Here is a 12311-nt window from a genome sequence, read left to right on the forward strand (position 1 = left end):
GAAACCCATGATGGCTTCACCGACGCGGACCACCCCGCGGGCGATCGCGCTTGACCGGTCTGGCGGGCCGGCTCAGGTCGATGTCGGGCAGATTCGTCCGTATGGGGAGCCACGACTGACCGGCGTTCGAGTTTCCATGCGGACAGAGGCGGGCGGATTCCGGCAGCCCGCGCGAAGCCGAGCGGCAGCGGCTTCCTGGCGGGGCTCCAGGTGCGGTAAACTGGGGCATGGCGAAGGTGCCGGAGAGATTCCGCTGGGTGTTCTGGGACGTCGACGCGAAGGCGCTCGATACAGTGACGGGCCAGGACTACATCATCCCGCGAGTTCTCGAGTTCGGTCGGCTGGAGGAGGTGCGCTGGCTCATCCGGACGTACGGAATGAACGGAATTCACCGGTTTTTGCGAGAACTCGGGCACCCCGAATTGAGTGGGCGGACGCTCGCGTTCTGGCGGGCAGTACTAAAAGCGGAGGGTGAAGTGTGGGCAAGTCCACCGGATTGGCGAAGGAGCAGAGCCGCGCCCTGGGTCGACTGAAGATCATCCCCGGGATCGAGCGGTTCTATCTGGCCGGGGGGACGGCCGTCGCAGTGCATCTACGCCACCGTCGGTCGATGGACCTCGACTTGTTCAGCAATTCCGCGGACGTCGATCTGACGATGCTCGCCCAGGCGGTTCGGGTTGTGGTGCCCGATCTGCAGGTGATAAGCATGACCGATGCGGCGTTGCGGGTAATGGTGGGTGGCATCCCAGTGGATATCGTAAGGTATCCTTATGGGCTGCTCGATGCGCCAACGCCCGGACCGGAAGCGTTTCCCATGGCAGGGGTGCGGGACCAACAAGCCGCTGCTGCCGGCGGCGCTGCGCGCCGCGGCTGACCGACAGGACGATGATCGAGGGACTCGAGCCGGTGTGCATGGGAGTGGTTGTCGCCGAGGCGCTCGCCGCGCAGCATATCGAGCGCGACGCCGAATGCAGCCTCGGCGCAGCGCTCGCCCTGGCGACCACGCTGCACGCGCCGGGGCAGCGCGAGCGCTATCGGCGTCTGCTCGATTGCGCGATCGAGCAGGCGGATCGCGCGCTGGCCGCCGCCGAGCAGGAGCGCGCTGCCCTCCAGGAACATGAGGTCGCCGCGGGAAGAGAGCGAATCCTCGCGACGGCGATGGGCGCCCATTCGACGCTGGCAAGGGCCCACGCGGCGCGGGCGGCAGACGCGCTCCACGGCGCGGGCCAGCTCTCGTTGAGCGCGCAGCGCGCGCCGACGCGCGACGCCTGCGACGACGGCTGGCGGCGCGTGGAGGCGATCGTGGCCGGCGCAGAGGCCTCGGCCCGCGCGGCCGCCATCAGCGCCTCGGAGCTCGAGGGCGGCTCTCCGCGGTCAAAGGTCGCCCGCGCGGCGCGCGCGGCGGCTCACGAGGCCGATGTCGCCGCCCGCGCGGCGCGCAGGATCATCGAGGAGCGAAACCACGCGTATACATTCCACACCGACGGCGGCTTCTCGTTCGGCGAGGGGTGGTACGTCGCCGCGGCCGCCGTCCTCGCGGGCGCGGCGATCCAGGTCGAGCCAGGCAAAGCGGGAACGGCGCAAGCCGAGGCGTTTCTGCGCGATGCAGGCCTGAGTGATCACCTTCAGGCGTACCGCTCGCGCCCGCGCGCGATGAAGCAGACAACGGAGATCGTCGCGCGCGCCTTCAAGGCCGATCCGTCGTCCGCCCAGGGGAAACTTCGCACAGCGTTTCTGGCGGACGCGCCCATTCCGGGATCGGTGATCGCCTGGGTCGATCGCAGGCTCGCGGAAGCGCGCGCGGGAGAGTCACGCCGGAAGAAGGTGCTGCTCTGGATCCGCGAGGGGGTCCACCACCCGCACCGCAACACGACGCTCGCCGAGCTCTTGGAGCTGACGGACCTCGTTCAATGTGCGGGGCTCGTGCCTGTGTTGACCGGCGACGCCCTTCGAGATGCAGCGGTCCCCGAGGGCGCGATCGACATGACGCTCTTCTGGAAGGACCCGACCTTCCGGCAGCTCGACATGCGCCGGGCGCAGCTACAGTTCTTCGAGCACTTGAAGCGAACGCACGGCCTCGTCGGCCAGCTCGGCGTCACGACCGCAGGCATGGATGGGCCCGCGCTCATGGGGCTCCCCACGATGTATCTCACCGAGGTGTCGAACGTGCGTATGCGGGAGTGGGTCGGCGCGGTGCCGGGATACCAGGAGATCGTGCGCGAGGAGGGATATCTCGATCGCGTCCGCCGTGTGTTGTCCGAATGGGCGGCGACTCCGTTTTCGGGAAAGTTCACAGGGAGGCGGGGAGGCGGGGAGTGAAATCCCATCAATCTCCCCGTCTCCCCGTCTCCCCGTCTCCCTGTTTAATTTCTCGTTAAAATGCCAACAAAGTGAGGGGACTTGTCAGGAGGCGCCGCCAGCGCCGCCTCCGCCGCCAGCGCCGCCTCCCGCGCCGCCGGTGCCGAGCGGGGTATCGTCGCCGCTGCAGTCCTGATCGATGCTGTCATCTGCCACGTCCGTCGCGCCGGGGTGGATGTCCGGATTGCCGTCGTCGCAGTCCTCCTCGGGCCCGTAGCCCTCGCATGTCGCCTGGTAGCCGTCGCCGTCGCTGTCGGTCGCGGGCTCGTCGCACGGGGGCATGCCGTAGCAGGCCATCAGCGTGACAGCCATCATGCCGCCCGACGCCACCGCGAGCAGCCGGCCCGCCATCCCGTGGCGCGCCTGCGCGCAGCCGGCGCGCTCGGCCGTGGGCGTCGCGCCGCAATGCGGGCAGGCGGAAGCGCCGGGAGGCAAGAAACCATCGCAGCAAGGACAAGCGCCGAGGGTGAGCATGAGGATCTCCGCCTTTGGGCCATGGGGCCGAGCCCTGGCGCGCCTCGGAAGGCCGAGCCAGGGAGGTCAAACCGTCCTATTCTATGGCAAGGCGAATCCGCGACGCGCAAGGAAAATGAAGGGGAATGGCGCAGCGGCCCGGCGTGCGCGTGCGCAGGTCACCCTCCATCCCCCGCGCGTCGAAAGGGCGCCGGAGAGCAGGAGCCGGCGGCGGAGTTCGCGGTAGGCTCCGGCATGGCGCTGCGCCGTCTCGATGTGGTCCCCGGCGAGTACTTCCCGGCGTACGTCGTCTGGGAGCTCACGCTCCGCTGCGATCAGCCCTGCCGGCACTGCGGATCCAGGGCAGGGGCCGCGCGGCCCTCGGAGCTCGGCACCGAGGAGGCGCTGGGCGTGGTGCAGCAGCTGGCGGCGATGGGCGCGCGCGAGGTGGTGCTCATCGGCGGCGAGGCCTACCTGCACGACGGCTTTCTGGAGATCATCGCGGCGCTCAAGGCCGCGGGCGTGCGGCCGACCATGACGACCGGAGGGCGGGGGATCACGGCGGAAATCTCGGCGCAGATGAAGGAGGCCGGCCTGCACAGCGTCTCGGTCAGCGTCGACGGGCTGGAGCGCGCCCACGACCTCATCCGCAAGGCCCCGGGCAGCCACCGGAGCGCGCTCTCGGCGCTCGGGCACCTCCGGGGCGCGGGGCTGCTCACCGCGGCCAACACCAACCTCAACCGGGTGAACCAGGGCGATCTGGAGGCGCTCTACGACCTGCTCCGGGAGCAGGGGATCAAGGCGTGGCAGGTGCAGATCACCGCGGCGCTCGGCCGCGCGGCGGACCGGCCGGCGATGCTGCTCCAGCCCTACGATCTGCTCGACGTGCTCCCGCGCATCGCCGAGCTGAAGCGGCGGGCCTTCCGGGACGGGATCACGGTGATGCCCGGCAACAACCTGGGCTACTTCGGCCCGGAGGAGGCGCTCCTGCGCTCGCTGCGCGAGGGCGGCCGCGACCACTTTCGCGGCTGTCAGGCCGGGAAGCTGGTGCTGGGGATCGAGTCCGACGGCGCGGTGAAGGGATGCCCGTCGCTCCAGAGCGACGCCTACGTGGGCGGCGACCTGCGCGGGCGCGCGCTCCAGGAGATCTGGGACGAGGCGCCGCGGCTCGCGTTCGCGCGGGCGCGCACGGCCGACGACCTCTGGGGCTTCTGCCGGAGCTGCGCTTTCGCGGAGGTGTGCATGGGCGGGTGCACCTTCACGGCGCACGCGCTCTTCGGGCGGCCGGGGAACAACCCGTACTGCCACTTCCGCGCGCGCACGCTGGCCGCGCAGGGCAAGCGCGAGCGCCTCGTGCCCGCCGCGCCGGCCGAGGGGAGGCCGTTCGACAACGGGCTGTTCGAGCTCGTGCTGGAGGATCTCGACGGCCCCGATCCCGGGCGCGATTCCCCGGAGCGCCTGGTCCAGCTCACGCGCAAGCCGCGGCCCTCCAGCTGAGTTTGCTAAGGTTCCGAAATGGTCCGACCGGTCACCCGCCGAGCCTTCCTCCACGCCAGCTGCTGCGCCGCAGGGATCGCCGCCTTCGATGGGATCGCCATCGAACCTTCCTGGCTCGATGTCGCCGAGCACGATGTCCCCATCCCGCGGCTCCCGGCCGCGCTTCAGGGGTTTCGGATCGCTCACTTCTCCGACATCCACCTGCGCGCGCTGGGCAGCGTCCACGAGAAGGCCATCGAGGCCGTCCGCGGGCTGGCGCCTGATCTCGTCGTGCTGACCGGCGACTCGATCGAGGGCGAGGGCTCGCTCGGCGTGCTGGAGGAGTTCTGCCGCGGCCTCGCCGCGCCGGGGCGTGAGGTCCTCGCCACCGTCGGCAACTGGGAACACTGGGGGCACGTCCCCTTGCAAAGGCTGAGCGAGGTGTACACGCGCGCCGGAGCCAGGCTCCTCGGGAACGAGTCGGTGCTGCTGAAGCGCGGCGTCTCCATCGTCGCGACGGACGATTTCTGCAGCGGGAACGCCGACCTGCGCGCCGCCCTGGCGAGCGTGCCGTCCGCTCCGGTTCGGCTCTTTCTCACGCACGCGCCCGGCGTCTTCGAGACGCTCCCTTCCGGCGCGCCGCGCTTCGATCTGGGCCTCGCGGGGCATACACATGGAGGGCAGATCCGAGCGCTCGGAACGGCGGTGTGGGTTCCGCCTGGATCGGGCCGATTTCGCTCGGGCATGTACGACACGGCCCATGGCAGGGTGTACGTGAGCCGCGGTGTCGGCACAAGCGTCCTTCCTGTGCGGTTCACATGTCGGCCAGAGCTCCCCGTGTTCCGGCTGATCGCGGGGTGACGTCCTGCCCGACGACGGACGGACGACCCGCGCGGCACTTCACCCCGGAGCATTATGCCGTCGCTCGCCCCGCCTTCGAGCCGGCTGTGAGCTCCTCGCTGTGGCTGCTCGGGCTGGGCTCTGTCCCGCCCGTCTTCCTCAGCGCAGGTGTGCCATGGGGCTGCAGAAAGGCGACGCAAACTCGCCGTCCTGGATCTGCTCGACGCCGACACCCTCCCCGTTGCGCGGCCGGCCCAGGGACTCCGGGTGCACCCAGCACGACAGATTGTACCGGCCCTCGAACTCCGACGAGGCGTCCTGAGGCGAGATGTCTGCGACCCCTCGGACGATCCGGCCGCTCTCCAGCGAGAAAGAGAGCGTGCCGGATTCCGAGTACCGACGCTCCTCGGCCTCCTGGAGGGCGACTGTCCCCATTCCCTCCGACAGCGGCTCGATGCGCAGCTCGACGGTCGCCCCGGAGACCTGTTCAAGGGAGAGCCCGATGGTCGCAGACCACACCCGTCCGTCGTCTGCCTGGGCGCTGATCGAGGCTTGTGCCGTCGGCTCGCCGCTCTCGAAGAGTCGAATGTCCATCGGACCTCCCTCGAAGAGAGAGCCATCGCGCACGGTGACACGCAACTCGGGCACGTAAGGTGGCTCCCCCACGGGATCAGGAAGGTCGCTGAGACATCCGAGCGACGAAGCGCTGGCAAGAAGGGAGACCGCTACGATGACTACCGACTTCAAGCGATTGCGCATGCGTCACCTCCGCAACGAACCTCGTTGTGCGCCAATGGTAGCATTGGTCGCGATCGCTCTCGATCGGCAACGTCGTCGGATTCGTGCACCTAGGGGAGAAGGAAATCCAAGATGACCGGGGGGTGAACCGCCCGGAGGACGTCAGTCGCGCTTCGGTTCTGCGGAGAGCGCGTTCAGGCGGCACGCGACCGACAGCGAGAGCCCTACCTCCAGCAGCGAGATGGGTCGCTGCTCGATGGCCCCCGGCGGCGCGCAGTCCACCAGCAGGAGCGGCGCCGACGCCGCCTGCGCCGCCTCCGCGAACGATCGCGCCCTCCGGAGCCAGTGCTCGGTCAGCTGCGCGCGGTGGCCCTCCGGCTCCTTCACCTCGGCCCGAAGCTGCCCGAAGGTGGCCCCGCGCCGCCCGTCCTTCGCAGCCTGCACCGCGGCGCTCACCTCGCGCCTGACCTGCGCCATGGCTGCGGCCAGCCGGCTCCTCGCCCAGAAGTCGAGCTCGGGGGCGAGGCGCACCTCGATCACGCCGTCGACGGCGGCCGATACGGCGTCGCCCTCGCTCTCCGCCTTCTCGGTGAAGACCGTGGTGAACGACGCGCCCAGCATCCTCACCGTGGATGCGCCGCCGGTCGCCTCCTTGAACTGCCGCTCCAGGTCCTCCACCGCGGCCTGCGCCGCGGCGAGGGCGCGCTGCGGATCGGCGTCGGTCTCCTGGAGCGCGAAGCCAAGGACGAGCACGTCGGGGCGGACGACCAGATCGGCCTGGACCGAAGCCCGGCTGGGCAACGCGGGCGCGGACGGCATGCTGGGCATGCTCGCCGACGTGGAGCCCAAACTCGTCGCGTAGGAGGGGGAGAGGGCCGCGCCGGGCGCCGCCCCGGATGCGCCCCCGCAACCGGTCAGGAGGGCGAGGGCGAAAACCGCGGTTCGCATCGGGGGCCGACGCTAACACGCGCATCGAAACCCAGCAATCGTACGGCCGGGTTGGATCCGCTGTGCACGATCTGGAAGGCGCGCCGCCGTCTCATCCGCGACGTCGACGCGGACCCTCGGCACGGGAGGCGTGACGCGAGCGCGCGGCGCGTGCGTGCGCCGGGTCATCGACGTGGAGCTTGCCGCCTTTTATTCCACCCGCCCGATCACCGTGGGGCCTTCTGGGCATATAGGACGGCCACTTTCTGACGCCTGCTGCAGGCACCGCCAAGGGGTTGCACCCCTGGGATGGAGGATTTTTGTGATGAACAGGGCACGCGCTTCGACCGCCGGCATATTGCTCGCGTTTCTCCTGGTGGGTTGTGGTTCTTCGAGCGGGCCGGAAGAACCCGAGAGCTCGGGCGGCCCGGGTGCGGGTGCGGGTGCGGGTGCGGGCAGTAGCGGGAGCGGGAGCGGAAACGCGAGCAGCAGCGGAGACGCGAGCAGCAGCGGAGACGCGAGCGGGAGCGGGACGACAGGCAGCGGCGCGGGGACGGGCGGTTCGGACGGTGCGGGCGGCGATCCGAGCGGAGACGGCGGCGGCGGCTCGTCTTCCGGTACCGGCGGCGGTGAGCCCGACGTTGTCGAGCCCACGTTGATCACCTCGGGCGCGAACGAGTACTGGAAGATCGGGACGCCGACGGAAGTGACGAGCGGCAATGCCGACGTGACCGTCGACGACGCGGCAACGCAGCAGCGTTGGGATGGCTTCGGCGGCTCGTTCAACGAGATGGGATGGAACATGCTCTCGATGCTCAGCGAGGCTGAGCGTCAGCGAGCCATCAAGCTTCTCTTCGACAAGAACGAGGGCGCAGGGTTCGCCTACGGGCGCATCCCCATGGGGGCGAGCGACTATGCGATGGACCGCTATAGCCTCAACGAGAAGAAAGATGATTTCACGATGGAGAGCTTCTCCATCGCGCGGGACAAGGAGAAATTGATCCCGTTCATCAAGGCGGCGCTCGCCGTGAGGCCCGGGCTCCACCTCTGGGCCAGCCCCTGGACGCCCCCCACCTGGATGAAGAGCAACGGCGCCTTCGATGGTGGCAAGATGAAGGACGACGCGAACACCCTGAAGGCGCATGCCCTCTACTTCGCGAAGTTCGTTGAGGCGTACGCCGCGGAGGGCATGACCATCGAGGCGGTCCACCCCCAGAACGAGCCGACCTACGAGACGAGGTATCCGAGCTGCGCGTGGACGGGGCAGCTCATGGCGAAGTTCATCGGCACCCACCTGGGGCCGCTGTTCGAAGAGCGCGGGATCAAGGCGCAGATCTTCCTCGGCACGATGTCCAACGACGCGGCGGACCCGGGGATCCTCAGCGCCGTGACCGGCGATGCCACCGCGATGAAGTACGTCAAGGGCTTCGGGCTGCAGTGGAACATGCGGGGCAGCGTGAACGGCTTGAAGTCGCGGAATCTGCCGATCGTGCAAACGGAGCACCAGTGCGGCAACTACAACTGGAACCCTCCGGGCGTGCCGACGTTCAACCCGAACACGGCAGCGAACGATCACGCCTACGGGCAGGAGAGCTGGGGGCTCATCCGCGACTGGATCAAGGCGGGGGTGAACTCGTACAACGCCTGGAACATGGTGCTGGACCCGGTGGGGAAGAACATCGACTCGCAGCGGCCGTGGCCCCAGAACGCGCTCCTCAACGTGAAAGCCGACACGAAGGAGCTGGTGCTGACCCCTGCCTACCACGTCTTCCGTCACGTCTCGCAGTACGTCGATCCTGGAGCGATGCGCGTCAACACGACCGGCGGTGACGCGCTGGCGTTCAAGAACCCTGACGGCAGCATCGTCACGGTCATCTACAACTCCGGCAGCTCCGCGAAGACGACCACCCTCAGCGTGGCCTCCAAGAAGCTCCAGTTCAGCGTTCCTGCCCGCGGCTGGGCCACCGTCAACTGGAAGTGAGGCGCGGGCGACCCGGCCCGGGTCGATCCATCGCGGCCCGGACCTGTCGATAGCCTCCCGGGAGAGATGAAACTCAAATCGGAGGGCGTCGACGCTCCGGAGCGCCGCCGCGCTCGGCCTTGCGAGCCTCCGGCCCCGGGGCGCTATGATCGCCCTCCATGGATGCCGCTTCCTTCCTCGCCGACATCGAGCCGCTGGCCCACTACGACCGCGTCCGCCGCGTGGTGGAGGTGGGCCGCGCCGCCGCGCGTGGCGACGCCGGCGCAAGCGCGCTCCTCGGCGCGCTCTGGAGCAGCGCTCAGCCCTACGAGCGCCTCCTCGCCCTGATGAGCGTCTACGGCTCCGGCGACGGCGCGCGCGTCGTGGCGGCCGTCTCCGACCCGTCCCGCTCCGTGCGGCGGCGCGCGGGCCGCATGGTCGCCCGCTTCTGCGACGACGCGCAGGCGCTCGCGGCGCTCGGCGCCCTCCTCGAGCGCCGCACCCTCCGGCGCACCGTCGCCCAGCTCGCGAGGCGCAAGCGCCAGGCCGCCGTGGACGCCTTCCTCGGCGCGCGCATGCAGGCGGGGCGCGATCCCCTGACCGTGGATCTGCTCCCGTTCGGCTCCGAGGCGCTCGTGTCGGCGCACCGGCGCGCCATCGACGAGGCGGGCGGCCCGAGCTGCCTCGATCGGCTCGGCGTGAGGCACCCCGCGGCCGCGGCGCGCTGGTTCGGGGAGGCGATCGCCCGCTCCCAGTCCCTCGACGTTCGCCTGCGCTACCGCCTCGCGCCGCTGCTCGTCCCGCTCGCCCGGCGCGCGCCCGACGCGGCGCTGCCGCTGATCCAGGCCCTCTTCGAGCGCGGCGAGGAGCCCTCGTTCCTCGCCGGCTCCCTGCAGCTCCTGGCCCGATCGCGCCCGGCCGCCACGTTCGACCTCCTCAAGGCGCGCCACGAGAGCGGGCGACCCGCGCGGCCGCCCGGCGCCTTCGCGGTTGTGCGCTTCGACAAGGGCGCGCCCGCCCTCGGCGCCGAGCGCCTCGATTACCTCATCCGCCACGCCTGGGGCGCGCTGAGCGACGGCAAGCAGGGCCCGCGGTGGTTCCTGCGGCTCGGCCCCGACGACCAGAAGGCCGTCCTCCGGGCCTTCCTGCTCGGAGGGCGCGGGGGCTTCGGCGCCTTCCTGTTCCGCTACGTGAAGGCCGACTCGGCCGAGGAGCAGGCGATCCGGGAGCGGGCCTTCGAGCGCTGGTCCTGCGCGGCGCAGGCCGCCGACGGCTCGATCGCGCCCGAGGTGCTCGACGCGCTGCCCCGCGACCTGCGCGAGCGCGAGGCGAGGCGGCACCTCTCGAGCTGCCCGTCGCTCGTCTCGAAGCCGGAGCGGCGGATGAGCTACGCGCGCCTCCTGTCCTTCGCCGAGGCCAAGGAGGTGCTCGCGCCGTTTCTCGGCCACCCGGAGGGCGACGAGCGGGCGAAGGCGCAGGCGCTGCTCCTCGCGAGCGTCCTGCACGACCGGGGCGCGCTCGCGGACGCCCTCGCGAACGTGCGCGCCCGCAAGTTCGAGCAGGATCCGGTGCGGCGGGCGATGATCGGCGCCCTCGCCGCGCTGCCCATCGGCCGGTTCGCGCAGGAGCACCTGGAGGCCGCGGGCGCCGTGGCGCAGGACGCGCTCGACGCCGCCGACCTGTCCCACGCCACGGCCTCGGCCGTGGAGCGGCTCGTTGTCCGCCTGTTCCGCATCGACGGGGCGTGGGGGGCGCGCTGGCTCACGAAGATCCTCGCGGTGCGCGGCTCGGTCTCGACAGCGGGCCTCGGGGAGGGGCTCACCCGCGCGGAGGCCGAGCGGCTCAGCCCGGCGCTCGCGCAGCTCGCGGGCGCGTGGTGCACCGGCGAGCGGGTAGGCGCGGTGCTCTCGCTCGCGCAGAGCCTCGGCATCCGCCTCGAGGTGGTCACGCCGCTGCTCGAGGCGCTCGAGCGGCTGTCCCGCGAGCTCCCGTTCGTCGGCGTCGCGGCGGGCGCGCTCGGCCTGCTGCGCGCCCACGACAGGCCGCGGTTCGCGCGGCTCGTGCCCGCGCTGCTGCGCGAGGACAGGAGCTTCGTGCTGATCGGCGCCGTCGCCCGGCACGTGAGCCAGAGGCGCCAGGATCTCCTGGACCCCCTGCTCGACCGGACGCAGCCCATGACCGGCAGGTTCGCGACGGGCAAGACGCGCTGGGTGCTCGATTTCGGCGGGGGCCACGGCCGCTGGACGGCGAGGCAGCAGGAAAAGTACGCCGCCGGCCTCCGCGCGCTGCTCGGCGACGAGACCTGCGACGTCCCCACGCTGCGGTTCGCGATCTCCGCGCTGGTCCGGCTCGCGTACGTCGACGCGTCGGCGATCACCCCGTTCGCCTCGGATCCGAGGCCGCCCCTGCGCGAGATGGCCATCCGGGGCCTGCCGTGGCTCGACGCAGGCCAGGGCGTCCCCGTCCTGATCGAGTGCCTGGGCGACGATCGCGCGCGCTGGGCGATCTACGCGCTCCGGAAGGTCTTCTCCGAGATGTCCCGGGAGCGGGTGCTCGCCGAGCTCCGGGCGGTGCCGACAACGAAGGTGACCGTGGCCAAGGAGGTCGTGCGCCTGCTCGGCGAGCTGGGCGGCGCCGACGCCTACCGCGACCTGCTCCGGCTGGACGCCCCGAAGACCCACCGCGACGTGCGGATCGCGCTGCTCCGGGCGCTCTGGGACCACCTGGACAAGCCCGAGACCTGGGACGTCTTCGGCCGCGCCGCCCGGGATCCCGACTGGATCGTGGCCTCGAAGCTCGCGGACATCCCGCTCGGCAGGCTGTCGACCGAGGCCGAGCGGCGCGTTGTGGACCTGCTCGCCGCGATCCTCGGGCGGGCAGAGCCGGAGGCGCGGCTCGACCTGCTCCGGCGCGCCGCGCACCTGCCGCTCCGGGACGAGGCGCGAGCGCTCTTCCGCCGGCTGCTCGATCACATGGCCGCGCCCGCGCCCGAGGAGGCGGCGGAGGCGCTGTCCGCGGCGCTCGCCAGGATGCAGCACGGGGAGGTCGCGATCGTCGTCCAGCGGCTCGCGGAGCTCTCGCCGAGGCGCCGGCACCTCGTGGCGTTCCTGCCCGCGCTCTCGGCGCGGCTCGGCTCCTACGCCGCGAAGCACCACGTCGCCGTCGGGGAGGGGCTGCTCGCCGCGCTCAAGGCGGACGCCCTGGCCGTGCCCCAGTACCTGGGGCTCGCGGCGCGCCTCCTTCCCTGGAAGGCGCTCGGGCAGGCGCTCGTCGAGCTCGGCCGGCGGGACCTCTTGCACCACGACGCGATGGTCGCGGCGATGTCCGCGGTGCACGGCTGCGTCCACCCGTCGCAGCTCGAGCAGGAGCTCCGGGCGAGCCCCGATCCGCGGCTGCGCAGGCTCGCGCTGGAGGCGCTCGTGCAGGCGGCGTCGCCGAAGAACGGCTGGACGGCGGACCGGCGCGAGCTGCTGGAGCGCTACCGAAAGGACCCGTCCCCCGCCGTGGCGGGGCCGGCGTCGTTCGTCATGCCGCCGTGAGGCGGAGGGCGACGGGCGAG

At 71.1% G+C, this 12311-nt stretch carries 10 protein-coding genes; 7 read left to right on the forward strand and 3 right to left on the reverse strand.

Going from position 1 to position 12311, the window contains the following annotated elements; genetic code table 11:
• The first annotated feature begins 227 nt into the window (after positions 1–227).
• The 3 genes from WMF46_RS10025 to WMF46_RS10035 are packed head-to-tail and all read left to right on the forward strand — an operon-like array spanning position 228 to position 2319.
• Complete coding sequence (locus tag WMF46_RS10025; RefSeq protein ID WP_437551392.1) at positions 228–533, forward strand: DUF6922 domain-containing protein; 306 nt, start codon at positions 228–230, stop codon at positions 531–533.
• The gene (locus tag WMF46_RS10030; protein WP_437985402.1) at positions 479–874 is read left to right on the forward strand and encodes a nucleotidyl transferase AbiEii/AbiGii toxin family protein; all 396 of its coding nucleotides are present in this window, start codon (positions 479–481) and stop codon (positions 872–874) included. The genes WMF46_RS10025 and WMF46_RS10030 overlap by 55 nt, the downstream gene beginning before the upstream one ends.
• A 38-nt stretch (positions 875–912) precedes the next feature.
• On the forward strand, positions 913–2319 hold the full coding sequence (locus WMF46_RS10035; protein ID WP_437985403.1) for a hypothetical protein: 1407 nt from the start codon (positions 913–915) through the stop codon (positions 2317–2319).
• 84 nt (positions 2320–2403) lie between these two features.
• Here WMF46_RS10035 and WMF46_RS10040 read toward each other — a convergent pair whose 3' ends face one another.
• Positions 2404–2832 carry a putative metal-binding motif-containing protein gene (locus WMF46_RS10040; RefSeq protein ID WP_437985404.1) on the reverse strand — a complete coding sequence of 143 codons (429 nt, stop codon included), beginning with the start codon at positions 2830–2832 and terminating at the stop codon, positions 2404–2406.
• 234 nt (positions 2833–3066) lie between these two features.
• On the opposite strand from WMF46_RS10040, the gene WMF46_RS10045 reads away from it, so the two are divergent.
• Positions 3067–4308, forward strand: a complete 1242-nt coding sequence (locus WMF46_RS10045; protein WP_437985405.1) for a radical SAM protein — start codon at positions 3067–3069, stop codon at positions 4306–4308.
• A gap of 18 nt (positions 4309–4326) precedes the next feature.
• Complete coding sequence (locus tag WMF46_RS10050) at positions 4327–5148, forward strand: metallophosphoesterase (protein ID WP_437985406.1); 822 nt, start codon at positions 4327–4329, stop codon at positions 5146–5148.
• Between the two features lie 138 nt (positions 5149–5286).
• Here WMF46_RS10050 and WMF46_RS10055 read toward each other — a convergent pair whose 3' ends face one another.
• Both WMF46_RS10055 and WMF46_RS10060 read right to left on the reverse strand, forming a co-directional pair.
• Positions 5287–5886, reverse strand: coding sequence for a hypothetical protein (locus WMF46_RS10055; protein WP_437985407.1), 600 nt, complete (start codon positions 5884–5886; stop codon positions 5287–5289).
• 141 nt (positions 5887–6027) lie between these two features.
• Positions 6028–6684, reverse strand: coding sequence for a hypothetical protein (locus WMF46_RS10060; protein ID WP_437985408.1), 657 nt, complete (start codon positions 6682–6684; stop codon positions 6028–6030).
• A gap of 433 nt (positions 6685–7117) precedes the next feature.
• Here WMF46_RS10060 and WMF46_RS10065 point away from each other — a divergent pair, with 433 nt between their 5' ends.
• Together WMF46_RS10065 and WMF46_RS10070 are read left to right on the forward strand one after the other, a co-directional pair.
• Entirely contained in the window at positions 7118–8773 is a 1656-nt protein-coding gene (locus WMF46_RS10065) for a glycoside hydrolase family 30 protein (protein WP_437985409.1), read from the forward strand.
• Positions 8774–8931: 158 nt separating this feature from the next.
• Positions 8932–12291 (forward strand): HEAT repeat domain-containing protein, encoded by a 3360-nt coding sequence (locus WMF46_RS10070; protein ID WP_437985410.1) that lies wholly within the window; start codon positions 8932–8934, stop codon positions 12289–12291.
• Positions 12292–12311: the final 20 nt, after the last annotated feature.

This window comes from Sorangium sp. So ce117, from assembly GCF_051524395.1.
In the GTDB taxonomy this organism is placed as follows: Bacteria; Myxococcota_A; Polyangia; order Polyangiales; family Polyangiaceae; genus Sorangium; species Sorangium cellulosum_B.

Coding starts and splice junctions, on each gene's coding strand:
- WMF46_RS10025 (WP_437551392.1), top strand. CDS start 228: ATGGCGAAGGTGCCGGAGAGATTCCGCTGGGTGTTCTGGGACGTCGAC.
- WMF46_RS10065 (WP_437985409.1), top strand. CDS start 7,118: ATGAACAGGGCACGCGCTTCGACCGCCGGCATATTGCTCGCGTTTCTC.
- WMF46_RS10060 (WP_437985408.1), bottom strand. CDS start 6,684: ATGCCGTCCGCGCCCGCGTTGCCCAGCCGGGCTTCGGTCCAGGCCGAT.
- WMF46_RS10035 (WP_437985403.1), top strand. CDS start 913: ATGGGAGTGGTTGTCGCCGAGGCGCTCGCCGCGCAGCATATCGAGCGC.
- WMF46_RS10050 (WP_437985406.1), top strand. CDS start 4,327: ATGGTCCGACCGGTCACCCGCCGAGCCTTCCTCCACGCCAGCTGCTGC.
- WMF46_RS10040 (WP_437985404.1), bottom strand. CDS start 2,832: ATGCTCACCCTCGGCGCTTGTCCTTGCTGCGATGGTTTCTTGCCTCCC.
- WMF46_RS10070 (WP_437985410.1), top strand. CDS start 8,932: ATGGATGCCGCTTCCTTCCTCGCCGACATCGAGCCGCTGGCCCACTAC.
- WMF46_RS10055 (WP_437985407.1), bottom strand. CDS start 5,886: ATGCGCAATCGCTTGAAGTCGGTAGTCATCGTAGCGGTCTCCCTTCTT.
- WMF46_RS10045 (WP_437985405.1), top strand. CDS start 3,067: ATGGCGCTGCGCCGTCTCGATGTGGTCCCCGGCGAGTACTTCCCGGCG.